19 protein-coding genes are annotated in these 24,499 nt (G+C 66.1%); 10 read left to right on the top strand and 9 right to left on the bottom strand.

What is annotated here, in order from left to right; genetic code table 11:
* Positions 1 to 23 precede the first annotated feature (23 nt).
* The 5 genes from accC to CWS35_RS23030 all read left to right on the top strand — a co-directional run bounded on the left by accC (position 24) and on the right by CWS35_RS23030 (position 5,363).
* Positions 24 to 1,382: an acetyl-CoA carboxylase biotin carboxylase subunit gene (gene accC / locus CWS35_RS23050; protein WP_024578452.1), complete on the top strand. Its 1,359-nt coding sequence runs from the start codon at positions 24 to 26 to the stop codon at positions 1,380 to 1,382.
* Positions 1,383 to 1,482: 100 nt separating this feature from the next.
* The gene (locus tag CWS35_RS23045) at positions 1,483 to 3,012 is read left to right on the top strand and encodes a CHASE3 domain-containing protein (RefSeq protein WP_029878692.1); all 1,530 of its coding nucleotides are present in this window, start codon (positions 1,483 to 1,485) and stop codon (positions 3,010 to 3,012) included.
* Positions 3,009 to 3,449 carry a response regulator gene (locus CWS35_RS23040; RefSeq protein ID WP_024578454.1) on the top strand — a complete coding sequence of 147 codons (441 nt, stop codon included), beginning with the start codon at positions 3,009 to 3,011 and terminating at the stop codon, positions 3,447 to 3,449. The genes CWS35_RS23045 and CWS35_RS23040 overlap by 4 nt, the downstream gene beginning before the upstream one ends.
* Complete coding sequence (locus CWS35_RS23035; RefSeq protein WP_024578455.1) at positions 3,446 to 4,537, top strand: sensor histidine kinase; 1,092 nt, start codon at positions 3,446 to 3,448, stop codon at positions 4,535 to 4,537. Before CWS35_RS23040 ends, CWS35_RS23035 begins: the two co-directional genes overlap by 4 nt.
* Before the next feature lie 61 nt (positions 4,538 to 4,598).
* Positions 4,599 to 5,363, top strand: a complete 765-nt coding sequence (locus CWS35_RS23030) for a hypothetical protein (RefSeq protein WP_145987264.1) — start codon at positions 4,599 to 4,601, stop codon at positions 5,361 to 5,363.
* Between the two features lie 52 nt (positions 5,364 to 5,415).
* Here CWS35_RS23030 and CWS35_RS23025 read toward each other — a convergent pair whose 3' ends face one another.
* From CWS35_RS23025 to CWS35_RS22995, 7 genes are all read right to left on the bottom strand, one after another.
* The gene (locus CWS35_RS23025; RefSeq protein WP_024578457.1) at positions 5,416 to 5,757 is read right to left on the bottom strand and encodes a hypothetical protein; all 342 of its coding nucleotides are present in this window, start codon (positions 5,755 to 5,757) and stop codon (positions 5,416 to 5,418) included.
* A complete protein-coding gene (locus CWS35_RS23020; protein ID WP_024578458.1) occupies positions 5,754 to 6,065 on the bottom strand; it encodes a hypothetical protein in 312 nt (103 codons plus the stop codon). The genes CWS35_RS23025 and CWS35_RS23020 overlap by 4 nt, the downstream gene beginning before the upstream one ends.
* An 8-nt stretch (positions 6,066 to 6,073) precedes the next feature.
* Positions 6,074 to 7,549 (bottom strand): efflux transporter outer membrane subunit, encoded by a 1,476-nt coding sequence (locus CWS35_RS23015; protein ID WP_024578459.1) that lies wholly within the window; start codon positions 7,547 to 7,549, stop codon positions 6,074 to 6,076.
* Positions 7,550 to 7,582: 33 nt separating this feature from the next.
* Positions 7,583 to 10,867, bottom strand: coding sequence for an efflux RND transporter permease subunit (locus tag CWS35_RS23010; protein ID WP_100953909.1), 3,285 nt, complete (start codon positions 10,865 to 10,867; stop codon positions 7,583 to 7,585).
* A 3-nt stretch (positions 10,868 to 10,870) separates the two neighbouring features.
* The gene (locus CWS35_RS23005; RefSeq protein WP_024578461.1) at positions 10,871 to 13,978 is read right to left on the bottom strand and encodes an MdtB/MuxB family multidrug efflux RND transporter permease subunit; all 3,108 of its coding nucleotides are present in this window, start codon (positions 13,976 to 13,978) and stop codon (positions 10,871 to 10,873) included.
* Entirely contained in the window at positions 13,975 to 15,303 is a 1,329-nt protein-coding gene (locus CWS35_RS23000; RefSeq protein ID WP_024578462.1) for an MdtA/MuxA family multidrug efflux RND transporter periplasmic adaptor subunit, read from the bottom strand. Before CWS35_RS23000 ends, CWS35_RS23005 begins: the two co-directional genes overlap by 4 nt.
* 179 nt (positions 15,304 to 15,482) lie before the next feature.
* Positions 15,483 to 16,928, bottom strand: a complete 1,446-nt coding sequence (locus CWS35_RS22995; RefSeq protein ID WP_100953907.1) for a DASS family sodium-coupled anion symporter — start codon at positions 16,926 to 16,928, stop codon at positions 15,483 to 15,485.
* A gap of 223 nt (positions 16,929 to 17,151) precedes the next feature.
* On the opposite strand from CWS35_RS22995, the gene aat reads away from it, so the two are divergent.
* Positions 17,152 to 17,832 (top strand): leucyl/phenylalanyl-tRNA--protein transferase, encoded by a 681-nt coding sequence (gene aat, locus CWS35_RS22990; protein ID WP_100953905.1) that lies wholly within the window; start codon positions 17,152 to 17,154, stop codon positions 17,830 to 17,832.
* Between the two features lie 102 nt (positions 17,833 to 17,934).
* Here the strand turns inward: aat and CWS35_RS22985 are convergent, their stop codons facing one another.
* Positions 17,935 to 18,948, bottom strand: a complete 1,014-nt coding sequence (locus tag CWS35_RS22985) for a DUF2155 domain-containing protein (RefSeq protein WP_100953903.1) — start codon at positions 18,946 to 18,948, stop codon at positions 17,935 to 17,937.
* 245 nt (positions 18,949 to 19,193) lie between these two features.
* Between CWS35_RS22985 and CWS35_RS22980 the strand changes: the two genes are divergently transcribed.
* From CWS35_RS22980 to CWS35_RS22970, 3 genes are all read left to right on the top strand, one after another.
* Entirely contained in the window at positions 19,194 to 19,973 is a 780-nt protein-coding gene (locus tag CWS35_RS22980) for an SDR family NAD(P)-dependent oxidoreductase (RefSeq protein WP_100953901.1), read from the top strand.
* A gap of 36 nt (positions 19,974 to 20,009) precedes the next feature.
* Positions 20,010 to 20,951, top strand: a complete 942-nt coding sequence (locus tag CWS35_RS22975) for an alpha/beta hydrolase (RefSeq protein WP_100953899.1) — start codon at positions 20,010 to 20,012, stop codon at positions 20,949 to 20,951.
* 162 nt (positions 20,952 to 21,113) lie between these two features.
* On the top strand, positions 21,114 to 22,337 hold the full coding sequence (locus CWS35_RS22970) for an SLC13 family permease (protein ID WP_024578467.1): 1,224 nt from the start codon (positions 21,114 to 21,116) through the stop codon (positions 22,335 to 22,337).
* Positions 22,338 to 22,457: 120 nt separating this feature from the next.
* Here the strand turns inward: CWS35_RS22970 and CWS35_RS22965 are convergent, their stop codons facing one another.
* Positions 22,458 to 23,396: a GlxA family transcriptional regulator gene (locus CWS35_RS22965; RefSeq protein WP_100953897.1), complete on the bottom strand. Its 939-nt coding sequence runs from the start codon at positions 23,394 to 23,396 to the stop codon at positions 22,458 to 22,460.
* A gap of 128 nt (positions 23,397 to 23,524) precedes the next feature.
* Between CWS35_RS22965 and CWS35_RS22960 the strand changes: the two genes are divergently transcribed.
* Positions 23,525 to 24,211 carry a DJ-1/PfpI family protein gene (locus CWS35_RS22960; RefSeq protein ID WP_024578469.1) on the top strand — a complete coding sequence of 229 codons (687 nt, stop codon included), beginning with the start codon at positions 23,525 to 23,527 and terminating at the stop codon, positions 24,209 to 24,211.
* Positions 24,212 to 24,499 lie beyond the last annotated feature (288 nt).

Genomic DNA, 24,499 nt, shown 5'->3' with positions numbered 1-24,499 from the left:
TTCCGGCAACACCAGGCGCTGCGATGTTCGACAAGATCCTCATAGCCAATCGCGGCGAGATCGCGCTGCGGGTGCTGCGCGCCTGCAAGGAGCTCGGCATCTCGACGGTCGCGGTGCATTCCACCGCCGACGCCGACGCCATGCATGTGCGGCTCGCCGACGAGAGCGTCTGCATCGGCCCGCCGCCGTCGAAGGATTCCTATCTCAACGTGCCGGCCCTGCTGGCGGCCTGCGAGATCACCGGCGCCGACGCCGTGCATCCCGGCTACGGCTTCCTGTCCGAGAATGCGCGCTTCGCCGAGATCCTCGCCGACCACAATCTGGGTTTCATCGGACCGAAGGCCGAGCATATCCGCCTGATGGGCGACAAGATCGAGGCCAAGAAGACCGCCAAGCGCCTCGGCATTCCCGTGGTCCCCGGCTCCGACGGCGCGGTGACCTCGGAGGCGGACGCGCTCGCCATCGGCAAGGAGATCGGCTTCCCGGTGCTGGTGAAGGCGGCGGCCGGCGGCGGTGGCCGCGGCATGAAGGTCGCGCACACCGAGGCCGATCTCGCGCTCGCGCTCTCGACCGCGGCCAACGAGGCGCGGTCGGCATTCGGCGATGCTTCGGTCTATCTGGAAAAGTACCTCCAGAAGCCGCGCCACATCGAGATCCAGATTCTCGGCGACGGCCGCGGCGGCGCCATCCATCTCGGCGAGCGCGACTGCTCGCTGCAGCGGCGGCACCAGAAGGTCTGGGAAGAAGGCCCCTCGCCCGTGCTCGCGGCCGCCGCCCGCGCCAGGATCGGCGAGACCTGCGCCAAGGCGATGCGGGACATGAAATATCTCGGCGTCGGCACCATCGAATTCCTCTACGAGGAAGGCGAGTTCTATTTCATCGAGATGAACACCCGCATCCAGGTCGAGCATCCCGTTACCGAAAGCATCACCGATATCGATCTGGTGCTGGAGCAGATCCGGATCGCCGCCGGCGGCGAATTGCCGGCCAAGCAGAGCGACATCGCAATCATCGGCCACGCCATCGAGTGCCGCATCAATGCGGAGAACCCGCAGACCTTCCGCCCCTCGCCCGGACGGATCACCCAATTCCATCCGCCGGGCGGTCTCGGCGTGCGGATCGATTCCGCCGTCTATCAGGGCTATGTGATCCCGCCCTATTACGACTCGCTGGTCGGCAAGCTGATCGTGCACGGCAAGACCCGCGGCGAATGCCTGATGCGGCTGCGCCGGGCACTCGACGAGATGGTGGTCGACGGCATCGAGACCACGCTGCCGCTGTTCCGCGCCCTGGTGCGCGAGCCCGACATCATCGAGGGCGACTACCACATCCATTGGCTGGAGCAGTATCTCGCCGGCCAGCCCTCCGACACCGCAAAATAGTTCGGAACCTGGTGGAACCCGGCGCCCTTTTCGAACGTATTGTAGGGTTATTGGCTTTCCACGGGGACGCGTTGAATCCCGCTTCCGTAACGAGACCGTCGTGACCCAGGTTTCACGACGCCGCTCCACGTTGCAGATCCTGCTGCTCTCGGCGGGATTTTTCGTGCTGGTCGCGATCAGCGTGGCATCGGTCCTGCTGGTCAACAAGGCGCGCGAGGACAATGCCTGGGTGGTCCACACGGTCGAGGTCGAGAGCCAGGTTGCCAACCTGCTGCTTGACGTCCGGCGCGCCGAAAGCGCGACCCGGGCCTACCTGCTGACGTCAGCACCACAATACCTGTCCGAGTACCAGTCGGCAGCGGCAGGGCTCCCGGCCGCGCTCAGCCATCTCCAGACGATGACCGTCGACAATCCGGCCCAGATCGCCAATGCCGCGAAGCTCAAGTCCGCCGTCGAGCAACGGCTGGCCGAATTCGCGCTCAGCATCGAGCGGGTCAAGAACAACGACGCCGCGACCAGCATCGACATCCTGCGCAAGGGCACGTCGTCGGACGCTCTGGAGGCGATCGCCCGGATCGGCCGCGACATGCGCAGCGAAGAGGATCGCCTGCTGGCGACGCGCACCGCGACCGCGGACAGGACCCAGGTGCTGGCCTCCTCGGTCACCATCGCCGGCTCCTGCCTGGTGCTGGCGCTCGCCGCGCTCTCGGTCGTGCTGCTCCGGCAATCCTCCCGGGCGCGCGACGAGGCCGAGGCCAACCTGCGCGACAACAACGCCAATCTCGAAACCATCGTCGACGAACGCACGGCCGACCTGCGCGAGGCCAACGAGGAGATCCAGCGCTTCGCCTACATCGTCAGCCACGACCTGCGCTCGCCACTGGTCAACATCATGGGCTTCACCAGCGAACTGGAGGAATTGCGCGGCGACATCTTCAAGCGCATCGCCACCCTGAATCGCACCGCGTCGCTCGCGCCGGCGATGCCCGAAGACGCGACCGACGTGGCCGAGCCCGAGCTCGAAGGCTCCGACAAGCGGTTATCCGACGATTTCAACGAATCGCTCGGCTTCATCAAATCGTCGATCGCCAAGATGGACCGCCTGATCACCGCGATCCTCAATCTCACGCGTGAGGGCCGCCGCGAATTCAAGCCGGAGCGGATCGACCTTCGCGAGCTGATCGACGGCATCGTCAAGACGGTGGCCCACCAGGCGTCCGAGGCCGACGCGACCATCCAGATCGGCGCGTTGCCGAATGTCGTCAGCGACCGCCTGGCGCTGGAGCAGATCTTTTCCAACCTGATCGACAACGCGCTCAAATACCTCAAGGACGGAGTGCCCGGCGAGATCTCGGTCGAGGGCCGCACCAAGCTCGGCTTCGCGATCTTCGAGATCACCGACAATGGCCGTGGCATCGATCCAAAGGACCACCAGCGCATTTTCGATCTGTTCCGCCGCGCCGGAACCCAGGACAAGCCCGGTCAGGGCATCGGGCTAGCCCACGTCCGCGCACTTGTGCGCAGACTGGGAGGCACCATGTCGGTAGCATCGGAACTTCATAACGGCAGCACATTCACGATCACGCTGCCCATCAAATGGTCAGGCAAGAACCGGGACAAAGAGTCATGAGCGATCCAGTCACCATCATCATGATCGAGGACGATGAGGGCCATGCCCGCCTGATTGAGCGGAATATCCGGCGCTCGGGTGTCAACAATGAGATCATCCCGTTCACCAACGGTACAGAGGCCGTGAACTATCTGTTCGGCAAGGATGGCACCGCGGTCGAGCGCAAGGGCCACGCTCTGCTCATCCTGCTTGATCTCAATCTGCCTGACATGACCGGCATCGATATCCTGAAGCGGGTCAAGGAGAACAAGTATCTCAAGTCGACGCCGGTGGTCGTGCTGACCACCACCGACGACAGTCAGGAGATCAAGCGTTGCTACGAACTCGGTTGCAACGTCTACATCACCAAGCCGGTGAACTACGAAAGCTTCGCCAACGCCATCCGCCAGCTTGGCCTGTTCTTTTCCGTGATTCAGGTGCCGCCAGCCTCGATATGACCAGCGCAACGCCGACACTGCTCTATATCGACGACGACGCGGCGCTGGCGCGCCTGGTCGACCGCGGGCTGACGCGCGCGGGCTACAAGGTCGTGCATGCCGCGAGCGGTCAGGAAGGCCTCGACCGGCTCGCCCAGGGCGGCATCGACGTCGTCGCGCTCGACCAGTACATGCCCGGCCTCGACGGGCTGGAGACGCTGGAGCAGATCCTCAAGATCCCGGATACGCCGCCGGTGGTGTTCGTCACCGCCTCGCAGGATTCGGCGATCGCCGTCACCGCGCTGAAGGCCGGCGCGGCGGACTATCTGGTCAAGGATGTCCGCGGCGAATTCATCCCCCTGCTCCAGGTCGCGGTCAACGGCGCGATCAAGCGCGCCGCGATCCAGAGGGCGCGCGACGAGGCCGAGGCCGAGGTGCACGCCTCGCGCGACCGCTACGCCGCGCTCGCCGCCGAGCGCGAGGTGCTGCTCCGCGAGGTCAACCATCGCGTCGGCAATTCGTTGCAGATCATCGCATCGCTGCTGCATCTGCAGGCCAATTCCGCCAACCAGAAGGACGTCAAGGCGGCGCTCACCAACGCCATGGGCCGCGTCGCCGCCGTCGCGCAGGTGCACCGCCGCCTCTATACGTCGCACGACTTCAAGACCGTGATGCTCAACCAGTATCTCGAGGCGCTGCTCGAGGATCTCAGGCGATCGGCCGAAGGCAACAAGATGTCGCGGCTGACGCTGAAGGCCGCCGCGGTCGAGATCGATCCCGACCGCGCGGTCGCGATCGGCATCATCGTCAACGAGCTGGTGATGAATGCCGTGAAGTACGCCTATCCCGACGGCGCCGGTCCGATCCATGTCGAGCTGAAGCCGGAGGCCGACGATCTGCTGCTTGCGATCAGCGACGAAGGCGTCGGTTTCTCCGACAAGACCGACCCGCGCGGCACCGGCATGGGCCAGCGCATCGTCGCGGCGATGGCCGCCAAGCTCGACGCCAGCGTCGAGCGCGACCCGGCCCACAAGGGCACCCGCTTCGTGGTACGGTTCGCCCGCGTCAGCCCGGTGCCGGCGAAATCGACCAGCGCCGCAGCAAATTAGCCCATTGCCGACCGTCGATTGATCGATTTTTCGCGTTCGGCTTAACCAGGGCGTTACCCTGTTGTTTGATCGCGGCCGGCTGGCCCGACCAGTTAAGACAAGTCTGGGCATTGTTTGCCATGCTTTTCCCCCAGCTTGGCAGGAACGGCACGCGATGTTCGGGCGCAGGGTGGTTTTCGGAAAGAAGCGGGAGACCTTGGGCGAGCCCAAGGACACCTCACGTCCGGCGCCGGACGCCGATCGCACCGCGCCGGCCTTTCACAAGATGCAGTGGGACCACCCGCAGATCGGCTCGCTGCTGCGCGATGCGGGCTTCGTGCCCGACAATGAGCACGACGCAGCGCCCACGGCCGACAATTCGCTCGCGGTGTTCGCGGCCGCCAGTCGACGCTTGCAACAGCGTACCGAGGCCTTCAACCGCGACATGGCGGCCCAATACGGCTACTGCCACGCGTTGCCTTTCCTCATCATCGACCAGAAGATCTGGGACGGGCCGCATGGCGCGTTTCTCTACGGCCAGATGGATCTGATCGGTTACGACGAGTGGAACGTGATCATGCTGGCCGGCGATCCGCAGACCACGGCGTCATGCGGCCTGGCAGCGCATCCCGGCTTCCTGCCGGCGGTGACCCAAACCATGACCGAGCATGTCATCGAGTGGAAGGCGCGGCACAGCGGCCTGCTCGAGACGTTCCGAAATGCCGGCGGCGGCGACATCCCTCGCGAGCAACATGAGATCGACAAGGACGCGCTACGCAGGGAGATCATCGACAAGGCCGGCTGGATGAAGCCGCGCATCATCGATGAGCTCCAGCGCAGGGGCTAGAGCATCATCCGAACGGCGCGAATCCGCTTTGCCAGCAGCTCAAGCTGCGCATTCAATCGGGCCGGTCGCGGTGCCGCCGCGTGCGGTACGGCCGGCAATCCGGGCACGGCTGACCGAAGATCACCTGCGACGGATACGGCCGCGCCGAGTGCTGCGGCGTCGCGCCGAACAGTCCCGCGGCCCCGAACCCGGCGCTGAAGGGATCGCTGGCAAAGCTGCCCGGGAAGTAGCCGTTGCTCCGGAAATCGCGGTGGTCATCCCTGCCGTCGAAATACGCACCGCCGGTGCTGCCGTAGCGCAGCGGCCGGTCCTGCGCCGATGCGGCGGCCGCGCTGAGCGCGACGGCGGCGCAGGCGATCAGTCCCCTCAAGGCGATCATGGTCGAGGCCCTCATTGCCGAACGGTCCCCCAATCGCCCTTCCAGCCGATCAGGCGTCCCTTGCCGAATTGCAGGTAGAGCCCGTCGCTACGCCGCGACAGCACGCTGCCCCTGACATTGGGCAGCGCGACGAACATTTCATTGCCGGGCGTGCCGCGCACGTAACTCAGCGGAACACCGAGCGACTGGCTGGCCTGGTCGGCGCTCATGCCGAAGCTGAGCGGAACGCCGTTGGGAGCGCCCTGCTGTGCCCGCGCCGGGCCGGCCGGCGCGCCCAACGCGACGATCAGGGCAATGACGAGAACTGTTGCGAACCGCTGCATCACCGACCTCACTGCGCCGTCGCCGCAAGCATGCCGGACGGCGTCCAGCCGCCGCCGAGCGCCTGGAACAGGCTGCTCGCGGCAAGCAGCTTGTTGAGCCGGACCGTAACCAGATTGTTCTCGGCCGTGAACAGCGTCTGCTGCGCCTGTAGCACCGTGATGAGATTGACCGTGCCGCCGCGCAACTGCGTCTCGGCGACCTCGAACGCCTTGCGCGACGCCGCCACGACATCGGCTTGCAGGCGTTCCTGCAACGTGTACTTTTGCAGCGCGATCAGCGCCTTCTCGACGTCGGCGAAGGCCGACAGCACCGCCTTGCGATAGGCCTGCAAGTATTGCAATTGCTGGCCCTTGGCGAGCTTGAGCTGGCTCTCCAGCAGGAAGCCGTCGAACAGCGGCTGGGTCAGCCCGGCGGCGAGCGTGTAGTACCAGCCGCCCGGCGCGAACAGCGAGGCGAGCGCGGCGCTCTGGAAGCCGGTCGTGCCGGTGAGCTGGATCTGCGGGAAGAACGCCGCGCGCGCCGCATCGACGCTGAAATTGGAGGACGCCAGTTGCGCCTCGGCCTGGCGCACGTCAGGCCGCTGGTAGAGCAGTTCGGACGGCATCCCGGGCGTCACCCGCGGCACCGCGATCTGCGTCGTGGAGCCGCCGCGCACGCTGAAATCGGCCGGCGCGCGCGCCACCAGCACGGCGAGCGCGGCGATGTTCTGCCCGACCGTCACCTCGAGCGGCGGGATCGCCGCGCGCTGGGTCGCGACCAGCGCCTCCTGCTGCGACAGATCGAGCTGCGAGGCGGTGCCGCCGGCGAATTGCGACTTGATCAGAGCGAGGATGCGCTCGGCCGCCGCCAGGTTGCGGCGGGTGACCTTGATCTGGTCCTGGGCCGCCAGCACCTGGAAATAGGTGTTGGCGACCGTCGCCATCGTGCTCAGCGCGACCACTTCGCGATTGTAGCGGGCACTGGTCGCGCTCTCCTCCGACGCCGACAGCGTCGCGCGATTCTTGCCCCAGAAATCCACGATATAGCTCGCGCTCAGGCCGAGACTGTATTGCGAGAAGGTGCCGCTGCCGCCGAGCGACGAGCTCGATCCCGCCGCGACGCGCTGGCGTTCGGCATTGGCCGATCCGGACAGCGACGGCAGCAGCGCGGCGCCGGAGACGCCGGCCTGCGCATCGGCCTGCACGATCTGGGCGATCGCCACGGCAATATCGAGATTGTAGAGCTGCGCGGATTCCATCAAGCCGGTCAGCTCGGGCGAGCGAAAGCCGCGCCACCAGGCGAGCGCCGGCACGGCCGCGTCCGCATCGCCCTTGGCAGCGGCGCGATAGCTCGCCGGCACTTCGAGATTGAGCTCGGGCCGCTCCGCGCCGGGAATGCAGCCGGACAGGCCGAGACCGATCCCGACAAGCGTCAGCAACGCGGGACGCCGGCGCTTCTCGCCAACCGCAGCGGCGCGCGGAAACCGGACCGATTTCCGCAACATTTGAAGACTTCGCGATGCTGCAACTGTCGGCATTTACTCGCCCGGTTGAAGTGAGGAGCCCGGCCGCCGCAATGCGCCGCCCTGGCGGACGCGTTGGGCCCACAGGCGGAACCGATCCAGATAGAGATAGATGACCGGCGTCGTGTAGAGCGTCAGGACCTGGCTCAGGATCAGGCCGCCGACAATGGCGATGCCGAGCGGCTGCCGCAGCTCGCCGCCATCGCCCATCCCGATCGCCAGCGGCACGGCACCGAGCAGTGCGGCCATCGTCGTCATCATGATCGGACGGAAGCGCAACAGGCATGCTTCCCTGATCGCCTCGAGCGGCTCCAGCCCGCGCCTGCGTTCCGCATCCAGCGCAAAGTCGATCATCATGATGGCGTTCTTCTTCACAATACCGATCAGCAGGATGACGCCGATCAGCGCCATGATACTGAACTCGGTCTTGAATGCCATCAGCGCCAGCAAGGCACCCACACCTGCGGAGGGCAGTGTGGACAAGATGGTCAGGGGGTGGACGTAGCTCTCATAGAGCACGCCCAGCACGATATAGATCGTGATCACGGCCGCCAGGATCAGGAACGGCTGGTTGCTCAGGGAATCCTGGAACGCCTTGGCGGAGCCCTGGAAGGTGCCACGGATCGTGGCCGGAACGCCGATCCGGTTCATGGTCGCCTCGATGCTGGCGACCGCGGTGCTGAGCGACACGTTCGGCGGCAGGTTGAACGAGATGGTGTTGGCGACCAAAAGCCCTTGATGATTGACCGCGAGCGGCGTCGCGCCTTGCTTGAAGGCAGCGACCGCCGAGAGCGGGATCATGGTCTCGCTGCTGGTCGAGACCGCCGACCCGGTCGAGGCCGCCCCTTTCCCGGTCGAGCCGATCGAATTGGTGGCCTGGTTGCGCGCGGCCTGCGCATTGGCCGAGCTGGCCGCGCTCGAGGTCCCCGACGCCACCACGGTGCCCGCGACCGCATTGGTCGATTGCGACCCGCCGACCGATGCGCCCGAGGTGCTGATATAGACGTCCTTCAGCGTCTCCGGGTTCTGCCAGTAGCGCGGCGCCACCTCCATGATGACGTGGTACTGGTTGCGTGCGACATAGATCGTCGACACCTGACGCTGGCCGAAGGCATCGTAGAGCGTGTTGTCGATCTGGCTGACCGTGATGCCGAGCCGGGCCGCGGCGTCACGGTCGATCACGAGGTCGGACTCCAGGCCCTTGTTCTGCTGGTCGCTGTTGACGTCGGCAAGGTTCGGATCGCGCTGCAAGGCCGCCGCGATCTTCGGCGTCCAGTCATTGAGCTCCTCCAGCGTCGAGCCCTGCAATGTGTATTGATACTGCGCGTTCGAGGCCCTGCCCCCGACCCGGATGTCCTGCACCGCCTGTAGGAACAGGCTCGCGCCGGGCACCACCGCCATCTCCCGACGCAGCCGCGCGATCACGCCGTCGGCGCCGAGCTTGCGCTGGTCGAGCGGCCGCAGCGACACGAACACGAATCCGGAATTGGTCTGCCCGCCGCCGGTGAAGCCGACCACGGTCTCCACCGCCGGATCGCGCTTGATGATACCGACGAACTGCGCGAGCTTCTGCTGCATCAGCTGGAATGACACGCTCTGGTCGGCCTGGATCGAACCGACCAGCCGTCCGGTGTCCTGCTGCGGGAAGAAGCCCTTCGGGATCACGTTGTAGAGATAGAAATTGAGGCCGAACACCGCCGCCAGCACCAGCATCACCGACAGCGGATGTTGCAGCGCCGCGGTCAATGTCCGGCGGTAGAAATTCAGCATCGCCTCGAAGAAGCGCTCACTCGCCCAATAGAGCCGCCCGTGGCCGCCGTGGTCCGGCTTGAGCAATACGGCGCACATCATCGGCGTGGTCGCCAGCGAGACCGCGAGCGAGATCAGGATCGAGATCGAGATCGTCATCGCGAATTCGCGGAACAGCCGTCCGACGATGCCGGCCATCAGCAGAATGGGAATGAACACCGCGATCAGCGAGATGCTCATCGACAGCACGGTGAAGCCGACCTCGTTGGCGCCCTTCAGTGCCGCCTCGAGCGGGCTCAGGCCTTCCTCGATGTAGCGGGTGACGTTCTCCAGCACCACGATAGCGTCGTCGACCACGAATCCGGTCGCCACCGTCAGCGCCATCAGCGACAGATTGTCGAGGCTGTAGCCGAACAGGTACATCGCGCCGAAGGTCGCAACCAGCGACACCGAGACCGCCACCACCGGAATGAACGTGGCGCGCCCGCTGCGCAGGAACGCGAACACCACGACGACAACCAGAAAGACCGCCAAGATAAGCGTTCGCTCGACATCCTTGAGCGAGGTGCGGATGGTCGTCGAGCGGTCCACCGCCATGCCGATGTCGATCGCCGGCGACACCGAGGCCTTCAGCTGCGGCATCAGCGCCTTCACCAGGTCGACGGTCGAGATGATATTGGCGTTGGGCTGGCGGTAGAGGATGACCAGCACCGCCGGCTTGCCGTCGGCTAGCCCTGCGTTGCGCAAATTCTCGACGCCGTCGGTCACCTCGCCGACGTCGGAGAGATGGACCGGCGCGCCATTGCGGTAGGCTACGATCAGCGACTGATAGTCGGCGGCCTTGTTGGCCTGGTCGTTGGCATAGACCTGGTAGCGCTGGTCGCCGACATCGATACCGCCCTTCGGGCTGTGCGCGTTGGCGTTCGACAGCGCGGCACGGACGTCCTCGAGACCGATGCCGTATTTGTAGAGCGCCTGCGGGATCAGGTCGACGCGGACGGCCGGCAGCGAGCTGCCGCCGACCACGACCTGGCCGATGCCGTCGACCTGCGACAGCTTCTGCGCCAGCACCGTGGACGCAGCGTCGTACAGATCGCCGCGCGTCATCGTATCCGAGGTCAGTGTCAGGATCAGGATCGGCGCGTCGGCCGGATTGACCTTGCGGTACGTCGGATTGCTGCGCAGGCTGGTCGGCAGATCGGCCCGCGCCGCGTTGATCGCGGCCTGCACGTCACGCGCCGCGCCGTCGATGTCGCGATTGAGGTTGAATTGCAGCGTGATCCGGGTCGAACCGACCGAGCTCGACGACGTCATCTCGCTGACGTCGGCGATCTGGCCGAGATGCCGCTCCAGCGGACTTGCGACCGTGGTCGCGACATCCTGGGGGCTCGCGCCCGGCAGTGTCGCCTGCACCGAGATGGTCGGGAAATCGACCGCCGGCAGCGGCGACACCGGCAGCTTGAAGAATGCGACAATGCCCGCCGCCGCGAGCCCGAACGTCAGCAACGTCGTTGCGACCGGCCGGCGGATGAATGGCGTTGACGGCTCCATGGCTCAACGCGACCCGCTCGCCTCGCCGACCTCGCTCCCGCGCCCGGCGAACCGCAGCGCGAGCCGATCGAACCAGAGATAGATCACCGGCGTCGTGAACAGGGTCAGCAACTGGCTCACCAGGAGGCCGCCGACGATGGAGATGCCGAGCGGGTGGCGGAGCTCGGAGCCGGCGCCGCTGCCGATCATCAGCGGCAGCGCACCGAGGACGGCAGCCATCGTCGTCATGATGATCGGCCGGAACCGCAACAGGCAGGCCTGGTAGATCGCCTCCCGCGGCGGCTTGCCCTCGTTGCGCTCGGCATCGAGCGCGAAGTCGATCATCATGATCGCGTTCTTCTTCACGATGCCGATCAAAAGGATGATGCCGATGATCGCGATGATGGTGAGATCCTGCCCCGCCATCATCAGCGCCAGCAACGCACCGATGCCGGCCGAGGGCAGCGTCGAGAGGATGGTCAACGGATGGATGAAGCTCTCATAGAGCACGCCAAGCACGATATAGACCGTGATGATCGCGGCCAGGATCAGGAAGAGCTGGTTGGAGAGCGACGATTGGAACGCCAACGCCGCGCCCTGGAAGCTCGTGATCATGCCGAGCGGCTGGTTGATGTCGAGCTGCGCCTGCTTGATCGCGGTCACCGCGCCGCCGAGCGAGGCGCCCGGCGCGAGATTGAACGACACGGTCGCCGACGGGAATTGGCCGAGATGCGAGACCTGCAACGGCGCGGTCTCGACCCGCATCTTGGCCATGACGGATAGCGGCACCGGCGTCGAGCCCACCGATGACGGCAGATAGATCGACGACAGCGAATCCAGCGAATTCTGCAACGACGGATCGGCCTCCAGGATCACCCGGTACTGGTTCGAATTTGTGAACACCGTGGAGACGATGCGCTGGCCGTAGGAATCATACAGCGCATTGTCGATGGTCGCCGGCGTGATGCCGAAGCGGGCGGCCTGGTCGCGGTCGATGTCCACGAACACCGAAAGGCCTTGCGCTGCGATATCGCTGCTGACATCGGCGAGCTCGGGCAGTTCCCGCAGCTTGTCGACCAGCTTCGGCGTCCATTCCGCGAGTTCGTTCGGATCGGCGTCCTGCAAGATGAACTGATACTGCGTCCGGCTCACGGTGCCTTCGATGGTCAGGTCCTGGACCGGCTGCATGTAGAGCGTGATCCCGGTCAGGTCAGCCGTGCTGGCCTTGATCCGGTCCATCACGGTCGCGACGCCGGCCTTGCGCTGCTCATGCGGCTTCAGATTGATCAGGATGCGGCCGCTGTTGAGCGTGGTGTTGGTGCCGTCGACGCCGATGAACGACGACAGGCTCTCGACGTCGGGGTCCTTCAGGATCGCGCTGGCGAGCCGCTGCTGCCGCTCGGCCATCGCCGCGTAGGAGACCGATTGCGGCGCCTCGGAGATCGCCTGGATCACGCCGGTGTCCTGCACCGGAAAGAAGCCCTTGGGGATGACGACGTAGAGCAGCGCGGTGAGACCGAAGGTGGCGAGCGCCACCAGCAGCACCAGCGGCTGTCGGTCCAGCACCCAGTTGAGCATCCGGCCGTAGACCGCGATGATGGCGTCGAACCCTTCCCGGCTGAGCCGCTGGAAGGTGTTCTCGCGCGCCATGCTCTCCGGCTTCAGCAGCTTGGCGCAGGCCATCGGCACCAGCGTCAGCGACACCACGGCGGAGATCAGGATCGTGACCGACAGCGTGATCGCGAATTCGCGGAACAGGCGGCCGACGACGTCGCCCATGAACAACAGCGGGATCAGCACCGCGATCAGCGACACCGTCAGCGAGATGATGGTGAAGCCGATCTGCTCGGAGCCCTTCAGGGCCGCCTCGAGCGGGCTTTCGCCCTCCTCGATGTAGCGCGAGATGTTCTCGATCACGACGATGGCGTCGTCGACCACGAAGCCGGTCGCGATCGTCAGCGCCATCAGCGACAGATTGTTCAGGCTGAAGCCGAACAGATACATCGCTCCCAGCGTGCCGACCAGCGAGAGCGGCACCGACAGGCTCGGGATCAGCGTGGCGCGGGTCGAGCGCAGGAACACGAAGATCACCAGCACGACCAGGACCACCGCCAGCGACAGCTCGTATTCGACGTCGCGGACCGAGGCCCGGATCGTCACGGTACGGTCGGTCAGGATGTTGAGGTCGATCGCGGCCGGCAGCGTCGCCTGCAATTGCGGCAGCAGGTCCTTGATGCCTTGCACGACCGAGATGACGTTGGCGCCGGGCTGGCGCTGGATGTTGAGGATGATCGCCGGCGTCTCATTCATCCAGGCGCCGAGCTTGTCGTTCTGGGCGCCGTCGACGACGTTGCCGACGTCGGACAGGCGGACCGGCGAGCCGTTCTTGTAGGCGATGATCAGCGACTGGTAGTCGCTGGCATTGCGGATCTGGTCGTTGGCGTTGATCGTGTAGGCGCGCATCGGGCCATCGAAATTGCCCTTCGGCGTGTTGACGTTGGCATTGCCGAGCGTGGTGCGGAGATCGTCGATGTTGAGGCCGTAGGCCGCGAGCTTGCGGATGTCGGCCTGGATGCGCACCGCGGGCCGCTGGCCGCCGCTGATGCTGACGAGGCCGACGCCGGGCAGTTGCGAGATCTTCTGCGCCAGCCTTGTGTCGACGAAGTCCTGCACCTGCGTCAGCGGCATGGTCTTCGACGTCAGACCGAGGGTGAGGATCGGCGCGTCAGCCGGATTGACCTTGGCGTAGATCGGCGGCGCCGGCAGGTCCGTCGGCAGCAGATTGCCGGCGGCGTTGATCGCGGCCTGCACCTCCTGCTCGGCGACGTCGAGCGAGATCGACAGGCCGAATTGCAGGGTGATCACCGACGAGCCCGCGGAGCTCACCGAGCTCATCTGGTTCAAATTCGGCATCTGACCGAACTGGACCTCGAGCGGCGCCGTCACCGACGACGTCATCACGTCCGGGCTTGCGCCCGGATAGAAGGTCTGAACCTGGATGGTCGGATAGTCGACCTCCGGCAACGCCGCGACCGGCAGAAATCTGAACGCCAGCATGCCCGACAGCATGATGGCGATCATCATCAGGGTCGTCGCCACCGGCCGCAGGATGAATGGCCGAGACGGGTTCATTTGGTCTGCCCGTCCTCGGACCGTTTGTGCTTGCCGCCTCCCGCCTTGTCGGGAGCGGCGCCGGCCTTGCTGTCTCCGGTGCCGCCTGCCTTGTCGCCCCCGCTGGCCGGCCCCTTCGCCGCGCCGGCCGGGCTGGCGGTATCGGCCGCGGAGCGCACCACCACCTTGGCGCCCTCGCGCAGCTTGTCGGCGCCGTCGATCACGACGCGGTCGCCGGGCACCAGCCCGGACAGCACCTCGACCCGGTCACCATCGGTGACGCCGAGCTTCACCGGCCGCACCGAGACCGTGCTGTCGGCATTGACGAGGTAGACGAAGGTGCCCGGGACGCCGCGCTGGATTCCCGCCGTCGACATCGTCGTGGCGTCCTTGTGGGTGTCGAGCAGCAGGCGGATGTTGACGAACTGGTTCGGATACAGCGAGCGATCCTGGTTCTCGAACTGGGCGCGCAGCTTGATCGTGCCGGTGGTCGGATCGATCTGGCTGTCGAAAGTCTGGAGCGAGCCGTCGGCGAGCTTGGTGGCGCCGCTGCGGTCATAGGCCGCCGTCGGCAGCACGGCGCCCTCCTTCAGCCGCTTCTTGACCGCTTGCAGATTGTCTTCCGGCAGCGTGAACAGCACGCTGATCGGCTCGAGCTGCGTGATCACGACCAGACCATTGGTGTCGCCCGGCGTCACGTAGTTGCCGAGATCGACCTGACGCAGTCCGACCCGCCCGTTGATCGGCGACACGATGTGACAATACGCCAGGTTCACCTCGGCCGACTTCACGGCGGCGCGGTCGGCTTCGACCGTGCCTTGATACTGCGCGACCAGCGCGACCTGGGTATCGAGCGTTTGATGCGGCACCGCGTTCTGGGTGGCGAGGTTCTGGTAGCGCGTGAGATCGACCTGGGCGCCCTTCAGCTGCGCCTCGTCGCGCGCCAGATTGCCCTTGGCCTGCGCCAGCGTCGCCTCATAGGGCCGCGAATCGATCTCGGCGATCAAGTCACCCTTCTTGACCTCGTCGCCTTCCTTGAAATCGATCTTCATCAGGTAGCCGCTGATCTGGCTCCTGATCGTCACGGTGGCGAGCGAGGTCACGGTGCCGAGCGCATTGAGGCTGACGCCGATATCGCCCTTGCCGATCGTCTCCGGCACGATCGACATCGGCCCGGCATTGCGGCCGCCCCCGGCCTGTTGCGGCGCGGCCTGCTGGCGCGTCCACCAGACGATGCCGGCGAGCACCGCCAGTACGAGCAATCCCGTTAGTATCCCCGGCCAGCGCGACGCTCGCCTGACGGGTCCAGGTGCGACGATCGACGGGTCTTTGATCTGCTGGTCCATAACCTGCCCACGAAGAAACACGAATGAGCTCGCGCAGCTCTATGTGTCCCCTAGAGCCGGCGCGCGCCGCACGCGAGGAAGCATTTTGAACGCTTCCGTCTGACAAAGCGCGTTAAGATTCGGAAAGGATGGCCCCTCCTTCCCGGTCGAGCGCTGTTTCACGCCGGATTGTGGCTATTTTACCCGATCGACTGTAGCCAGGGCAACACGATCAGCAACAATCCGGCAAAGTAGATCACGCTGAAGATCAGCCCGAACTTCCAGAAGTCGCCTTTGCCGATATAGCCGCTGCCGTAATACATCGGCGCCGGTCCGGTGGCATAGGGCGAGATCACGCCCATCAGCCCCAGCGAATAGACGCACAGCAGCATCAAGGTCTGCACCGGCAGGCCCGGAATGCTGGAGCCGACCGCCAGCACCACCGGCAGTACGGCTGCCGTATGCGAGGTGATGCTCGAGAAGAAATAATGGATCCAGAAGAAGAACGACACCAGCAGGATGATTCCGGCGAGCGGCGACGTGCCGGAGAGCGGCTTGGCGTACGCCTCGGCCACCCATTTGATGAAGCCGATCTCGTTGAGCCCCGACGACAGCGTGAGCAGCGAGGTGAAATAGAAGAAGACCTCCCAGGCACTCTTCTCCGCGACGATGTCCTCGAACGCGATCACGCCGGTCAGCAGCATCAGCGAGATCACCACGAACACGACGGTGGTCGCATTGATGAAGTTCGAACCGAGCAGCGGCACGCTGATGTTGGGATTGGAGCCGCAGATCCACAGGAACATCGCCAGCAGCACCAGCACCGCCATGATCCATTCCTGCCGCGACGGCGGCCCCATCTTGGCGATCTCGCCTTGGCTCCAGGTGACGATCTCCGGGCTCTCCTTGATCTCCGGCCGGCAGACCACATAGCTGAGCAGCGGCACCAGCAGCAGCAACAGGATTCCGAGCGGCGCGAAGCCGATGAACCATTGCGACCAGCCGACCTCGATATTGACGAGCTTCTTGGCGATCGAGAGCGCCGCAGCATTCGGCGCCAGCGCGGTCAGGAACAGCGAACTGGTGACGGCGGTGGTCGCGAACGCCGTCCACATCACGAAGGTGCCGATCTTGCCTGCGGTCGGGCCGGGCTCGGAGCCATAGATGCGCGGAATGTTGCTGACGATCGGATAGATCGTGCCGCCCGAGCGCGCGGTGTTGGACGGCGTCGCCGGCGCCAGCACCAGATCGGAGAACGCCACCGCATAGCCGAGCCCGATGGTGCGCCGGCCGAGCCCGCGCACCAGCAGCAGCGCCAGCCTGCGGCCGAGCCCACTCTTGCGATAGCCGATCGAGAACACGAAGGCGCCGACGATCAGCCACACCGTGCTCTCGGAAAAGCCGCTCAGCATCCAGCGCAGCGACTTGTTCGGGTCGGGCTCGACATAGCCGCCGACGCCGGCAACGGTGAGGCCGATCAATCCGACCGCGCCGACCGGCATCGATTCGAGGATCAGCCCGGTGATGACGGCGGCGAACACCGCGAAATAGTGCCACTGATTGGCGTTCAGCCCGGCCGGCACCGGGACCAGATAGATCACCAGCCAGACCAGCAATGGCGCAAACGTCCGCCATGACGATTTCATGCAGCGTCCCCTCACGTGTTTTGATTTGTCGGGCGTGCGAGCCGCCTGTCCCGGGCGGTGCCGCCATCTTTTTGTTGCAATCTAGCACGGCCGCGCCGCCCGTCGCGGGCAAGTGCAGCCGAATGGCGCGGCTTGTGGAGGAACCGATCGGTTTCGTCAACACGTCAGGACCCCGTAGCAGCCCCCATCGCAAGACCGGTCGCGCTTTGCTATTCTCGCGGTCATGACGTCACGCGACTCCGCCGCCTCCGAGATCACGCCCGAGGTGCTGCTGCGCGCCTATGCCTGCGGTATCTTCCCGATGGCGGAGAGCGCCGACGATCCGACGCTGTTCTGGGTCGAGCCGGAATTGCGCGGCGTGATTCCGTTCGACGGCTTCCGCGTCGCCTCCCGCCTGGCGCGCACCGTGCGCTCGGATGCCTTCACCGTCACCGTCGATACCGCATTCAAGGCCGTGATCGCCGGCTGCGCGGCGCCGCAGCCGGGCCGCGACGACACCTGGATCAACAAGCGGATCCGCGATCTCTATCTCGGGCTATACACGTCGGGCCACTGCCACAGCGTCGAGGTCTGGCAGGACGACAATCTGGTCGGCGGGCTCTATGGCGTCAGCCTCGGCCGCGCCTTCTTCGGCGAGAGCATGTTCCACACCGCGCGCGACGCCTCGAAGGTCGCGCTGGTGCATCTGGTGGCACGGCTGATCGCGGGCGGCTTCGAACTGCTCGACACGCAATATGTCACCGAGCATCTCAAGACGTTCGGCGCGGTCGAAATCTCGCGCCGCCGCTATCGCACGCTGCTCGACAAGGCGATATCGGGCGCGCCGGCGGATTTCCGCAAGCTCGACACCACGCAGCCGGTCACGGGCGAGCAGGCGCTGGCGATCATCGCTGAGCGCAATTGAATTCGTAACCCGGATGCAAGAGGCGTAGCCCGCATGAGCGAAGCGACATGCGGGGCCAGCCGTCCCGGATATCGCTTCGCTCATCCGGGCTACGGCCCCCAATCAATTCCCGAACAGACCGCCGAACAAGCCGCCTGGCCGCTGCTGTTGCTGGGGCGGCGGAGGTGGCGGCTGCTGCTGGTATTGCGGCAGCGGCTGCGGCGGCGGGCGCGGCGCGGCCTGCTTCGGCGGCGCACGCTTCTGGGCCGGCGGCGGTGGCGGCGTCGGCGCCTTCGGCGGATCGGGCGCGGCGGTCACGATGGTCTGGTCCGGCCCTTTGCAGTCGGTCAGCCAGATGTCGTAGATCGGATGCTCGACGCCGTGCAGGCCGGGGCTTGCCGCGAACATCCAGCCCGAGAAGATCCGCTTCACCTCGCCCTGCAAGGTGATCTCGTCGACCTCGACAAAGGCGTCGGTGTTGGCAGCTTCCGTCGACGGCCTGGTGTAGCAGGCATCGGTCTTCACGCGCAGCGCGCCGAACTGCACGGTCTCGCCGATATCCTCGTCGAAATTGATGATGCGTCCGGTGATCTTGTCGAGGCCGGAGAAGCTCGCCTTCTTGTTGGTGATCTTGGTCGAGGGCGGCTCCTGCACCACCTCGTCGCCCGGCTGCAACGTCGCCGGCGCCTGCGGCGGCACGGCGCCCTGCTGCGTGCCCTGCGGGGTCCCCCTCGGCTGCCGCTGCCCCGGCGGCAGGCCGGGCAACGGGTTGGCAACGGCCGGCCCGCCGGGTTGCGGCGGCTGCACCGCAACGCCGGGCTGGGTGCCGGGCGGCGCGACGGTCGAGCCGGGCGGCGGCGCCAAGGGCTGCGACTGCACGCTGCCGGGCGGCGGCACGCCCTGCGCCGGTGGCAACGGCCGGTTCGGCGGCGGCAACAGGCGGCCGCGCGGCAGTTCCGGCACTTCCTCGTCGTCGTCGTTGGGCGGCGCCACCTGACCACGCGGGATCGAGCCGGGCGGACGCGGCGCGGGATCGGAGAAAATCGTTCCGATCTGCGCGCGCGCAGGCGGCGCAAGCGCGACGATTGAGGCGGCGATCAAGGCCGCAAAGCCAGTCAGGGCAATGGTTCGAAGCATCTCGCGCGGCTTTAGAGGGCGAATCGGGCTCGCGACAGTCTACCTTGATATCGGCCGCTCGCAGGGCATCGGTTAACACGCCGAATACGGCGGGGAAAGGGCGCGAGGATACCCTCCCCGACGCCCTCGCCGCCCTCTGGTCACTCCCGGGAACACGTGTGATAGTCCTCACGCTGAAGGCGCGCCGCACCGCGCGAAAACCAGGAAAATCCGGATCGAACCGGACCAGCCAGAGGAAACCCAACATGCCAGATCGCATCAGGCTCGACGGCCGGGTTGCCGTCGTCACCGGCGCTGCCGGCGTCATCGGAACCGCCACGCTCCAGTTGCTCGCCGAACGCGGTGCGCGGATCGTCGCGGTCGACCGCAGGGAAGCCGACCTTGCCGCCGCCATAAAGGACCTGCCCGCCTCGGCCGAGGCGCTGGCGATCACAGCCGACGTCACCGACGAGGCCGAGGTCAAGGACTATGTCCGTGCCGCGGTGGACCGCTTCGGCACCATCGACGCCTTCTACAACAACGCCGGCATCGAAGGTGACATCAAGCCGATCCCGGAATATTCGCTGGAGAGCTTTCGCCGCGTGCTCGACGTCAACGTCGTCGGCGTCTTCCTCGGCATGAAGCATGTGCTGCCGGTGATGCTGAAGCAGAACAAGGGCAGCATCGTCAACACCGCCTCGATCGCGGGCCTGGTGGGATCGCCGATGATCGCGGTCTACAGCGCGAGCAAGCACGCGGTGATCGGGCTGACCAAGAGCGCGGCCTGGGAATGCAGCGGCACCGGGGTGCGCGTCAATTGCGTCTGTCCCGGCATGATCGAGAGCCGGATGCTGAGCACCATCCTCCAGGGCCGCTCCGGCGGCAACGCGCCGCCGCCGGTCGAGAAGATCGTCGATCGCATCCCGGCGCGCCGCCTCGGGCTGGCGCGCGAGGTCGCCTCGATCGTCGCGTTCCTCGCTTCCGACGAGGCCAGCTACGTCTCCGGCTCGGCCTACACCGTCGACGGCGGCCGCACCGCCGCCTGAGATTTCAGTCCAGCACCACAACGAGGTTTGTCGCCCATGCCCGTCGTTCTCGATCCCGATGCCGCCGCCGTCTTCAAGGCCTTCCAGGAGGCCGGCCGCCCCGCCTATGAAACGCTGACCGCGCCGGAAGCCCGCGAATATTATCGCGCCGCGCGAATCGTCTCCAATCCCGAGGCGCCCGCGCTCGACTCGAGCAAGGCGCTGGCGATCCCAGCCCCGCACGGCACGATCCCGGCCCGCATCTACACCCCGAAGACGCTGCGCAAGATCAACGGGCTCGCGCCGTGCCTGGTGTTCTTCCATGGCGGCGGCTGGGTGATCGGCGATCTCGATACCCATGAGGTGGTCTGCCAGAAGCTCGCCCATGAAGGCGAGTTGATCGTGATCTCGGTCGACTATCGCCTCGCGCCCGAGCACCGTTTTCCCGCTGCGGTGGACGACGCCGTCACCGCGACCCGTTGGGTCGCCGCCAACGCAAAGGAGCTCGGCATCGACGCCGCGCGCCTGATCGTCGGCGGTGACAGCGCCGGCGGCAACCTCGCGGCCGTGGTGGCGCTGACCGCCCGCGACGGCGGACCGAAGCTCGCCGCCCAGCTATTGGTCTACCCCGGCACCGATTTCGCGCGGAAGCATGCCTCGCACCGGGAGCCGGAGACCAGCGTCCTGCTGACCCACTCAGTGATCGGCTGGTTCGCCAACCACTATCTCGGCGACGCCGACAGCACCGACTGGCGTGCCTCGCCCGCCCGCGCGAAGAGCTTTGCGGGACTGCCGCCGGCCTATGTGCTGACCGCCGGCGCCGATCCGCTGCGCGATGAAGGCGACGAGTACGCGAAATTCCTCAAGGACGCCGGCGTGCCGGTGACCTACCGGCATTTCCCCGGCCAATTCCACGGCTTCTTCACCATGGGCAAGCTGCTCAACCAGGCCAACATCGCGGTGACCGAGATCAGCGCCTGGCTGAAGACGCTGGGTTGAACGACCAGATCGGGAGCGACGTCGTTGCCGTTCGCTCCCGATCACCCCTGGTGGGCCGCGCCGCGCGTTGCGGCGATCGTGCGCCTTGAACTTCCGGTCGCCGCGCGATAGTGCGGCCGGACGCGCCGCACGCCGCCGCCCGCTCCAGCCATCGAGACCGCCTTGTTCGCGCCCATCCTCGTCTACGGAATCCCGCTCGATTTCATCCTGTTCGCGCTGACCCTGCTCGGCGTCGCGATCTTCCATCACCACACGCTGGCCGTGGCGTTGACGGGTCTTGCCGCGATCGTCGCCTACAAGCTGCTGTTCGCAGGCTTTGCCAAATTCGGCGCCGGCTTGCCCGGCCTCGTGCATCACATGGAGCATGAGTGGGTCACGCTCGCGAACCTGTTCCTGCTGCTGATGGGGTTTGCGCTGCTGTCCCGCCATTTCGAGGACAGCCGCATCCCCGACGAGATGCCGGCACTGCTGCCCGATGACTGGAAGGGCGGCCTGATCCTGCTGGTGATCGTGTTCGTGCTGTCGGCCTTCCTCGACAATATCGCGGCCGCGCTGATCGGCGGCACCGTGGCGCGGCATGTGTTCCGCGGCCGCGTCCATATCGGCTATCTCGCGGCGATCGTCGCCGCCTCGAATGCCGGCGGCGCCGGCAGCGTGGTCGGCGACACCACGACGACGATGATGTGGATCGCCGGCATCAGTCCGCTCAGCGTCGTCGATGCCTATGTCGCCGCCATTGTCGCGATGCTGGTGTTCGCCGTGCCGGCCTCGCTGCAACAGCACCGTTTCTCGCCGATCGTGAAGAAGGCGCCGTCCGGCCTCAGGATCGACTGGGCACGGGTTGCGATCGTCGCGGTGATCCTGCTCGCCGCGCTGACCGCCAATGTCACGGCCAACCTGAAATTCCCGGCGCTGCTCGATGTGCTGCCGGTGCTGGGCCTCGCGGTCTGGGCCGCGATCCTGGTCACCGCGCTGCTGCGGCGGCCGGACTGGTCGGTCATGCCGGAGACCTTGAAGGGCACCGTGTTCCTGCTCGCGCTGGTGACGGCGGCCTCGATGATGCCGGTCGAGAAGCTGCCCGCCGCGTCATGGCAGACCGCGCTCGGGCTCGGCTTCGTCTCGTCGGTGTTCGACAACATTCCCCTCACCGCGCTGGCGCTGAAGCAAGGCGGCTACGACTGGGGCTTTCTCGCCTACGCAGTCGGATTTGGCGGGTCGATGGTCTGGTTCGGCTCGTCGGCGGGGGTTGCGGTGTCCAACATGTATCCGGAAGCCAAATCGGTGGTGCGCTGGATCACCCAGGGCTGGCCGATCATGGTGGCCTATGTGGTCGGCTTCTTCGTGATGCTCGCCCTGCTCGGCTGGCACCCCGACGCCCCGCACTAAAGCGGGATGAGTTTTGGATAAATCGGCTTGGCGCTGTCTCGGTTCACCTCTCTCCGTCGGGGAGAGGTGAAGTTTCGACGCTGCTCGATCTCGACCCAGTCTCATCACGCTTTGGGTTGCCTACCCCACCCGCGCGGCCCGACGCAGCGATTGCGGCGGCTGGCCGAAGGCGCGGATGAAGGCGCGGCGCATCCGCTCGGGATCGCGGAAGCCAGTAATCTCCGCGACGCGCTCGATCGCCTCGCCCGACGACTGCACGCGCTGCCGCGCCACCTCAATTCTCAGCCGCTCGACCGCTTTCGACGGCGTGATGCCGGTCTCGGCGATGAAGGCGCGGGTGAAATGCCGCGAACTCATGCCGGCCTTGTCGGCGAGGTCCTCGACCGTCAGCGGCGCATTGAGATTCTCGCGCGCCCAGGCCAGCAGCGGCCCGAACCGTCCGTTCGGCGTCTTCAACTCCAGCAGCGAGGAAAACTGCGACTGCCCGCCGCTGCGCCGGTGGTACAGCACGAGCTGCCGCGCGGTGTGCTGCGCGATCTCGTCGCCGTAGTCCTCGGTGATCATCGCCAGCGCGAGATCGATGCCGGCGGTGATGCCGGCCGAACTCCAGATATTGCCGTCACGGACGAAGATCTGGTCCGGCTCGAGCTTGACCTTCGGATAGCTCTTCACGAAATGCGGCGTGCGCTGCCAATGCGTGGTGGCGCGGCGGCCGTCGAGCAGGCCCGCCTCGGCCAGCACATAGGCGCCCGAACAGACGCTGGCGACCCGGATGCCGCGGTCCGCCATTCGCCGCACGAATGACAGCGTGGTCGGACAGGTCGCCGGCGTACGCACGCCATTGCCGCCGGCAACGATCAGCGTCGTGATCGCCGCCGACGGCCTGAACCCGCGCGCCAGCATCTCGACGCCGGATGAACTGCGCACCGGCCCGGCCTTCACCGCGATGGTCTTTATGTCAGGCGGGTTGTTGGCGAAGCGCGCCGCGATCTCGAAGGCTGAGATCGGCCCGGCCGCGTCGAGCAGTTGGAAGTCGGGAAAGATCAGCATGCCGATCATCGCCAAATCCTCGCAAGGGACGCTGCGCTTCGCGCGACGCTACGTCCGAAAATGAGGGAAATACGCCATTTTGGACGGGAGGCCATCATGCCATCCTGGTTCCGTCAAGCGCTATTTTGGAGGCTCCCATGACCGAACCGTTGCAGATAGGACTGCTCGTCTTCCCGAAGGTGACCCAGCTCGACCTGACCGGTCCCTTGCAGGTGTTCTCCTCGGTGCCCGGCGCCAAGGTGCACTTGATCTGGAAGCGCATCGAGCCGGTGCAGACGGATTCGGTCATGGTGCTGACGCCGACCACGACCTTTGCCGACTGCCCGCAGCTCGACGTGATCTGCGTGCCCGGCGGTTTCGGCACCGACGACATGGTCGGCGACGAGGAGATGCTCGGCTTCCTGCGCAAGCAGGCCGAGGGGGCGAAGTACGTCACGTCGGTGTGTACGGGATCGCTGGTGCTCGGCGCGGCCGGGCTGCTCAAGGGCTATCGCGCCACCACGCACTGGAGCGCGATCGATTTCCTGGCAGGGTTCGGCGCCATCCCGACCAAGACGCGGGTCTGCGTCGACCGCAACCGCTTCACCGGCGGCGGCGTCACCGCGGGCATCGACTTCGCGCTGACGCTGGTATCGGAGCTTGTCGACCGCAGCACCGCGGAAGCGATCCAGCTCCGACTCGAATACAACCCGGCCCCGCCGTTCAATGCCGGCTCGCCGGATACCGCACCGGCCGAAATCCTTGCCCTGATGAAAGAGCGGATGGGACCGGCGCATGCGCGCCGCGGCGAATTGATGGGCCGCGCCGCAGCGCGCCTCGGCTGATCCGAACGCCGCAAAGAAAAAGGCCGCCTGGTTTCCCGGGCGGCCTTTCCTGTCTCACGGTAGCCTCAACATTCACGGGCGATTTCAGGACATCTGTACCGGGGGCCTATCTCCCGGCCGCATCCAACTCGGAGGCCGCTGCTCATCGGGACAGTCGCGATCTGGAGCCCGATCCGACGCGATGGTCTCCCATCTCCGTAAGATGACTTGATTGAGCCGCGAACCCGCGCGCGATGCAAGCGGGCAGCATCGAGCGCGCCGCGCCTGTCCCCGCTGTTACCATTGTCC

It is taken from the genome of Bradyrhizobium sp. SK17 (assembly GCF_002831585.1).
GTDB lineage: Bacteria > Pseudomonadota > Alphaproteobacteria > Rhizobiales > Xanthobacteraceae > Bradyrhizobium.
The sequence above is the reverse complement of the archived record's forward strand: the minus strand, read 5'-3'. Positions and strand labels throughout refer to the sequence as shown.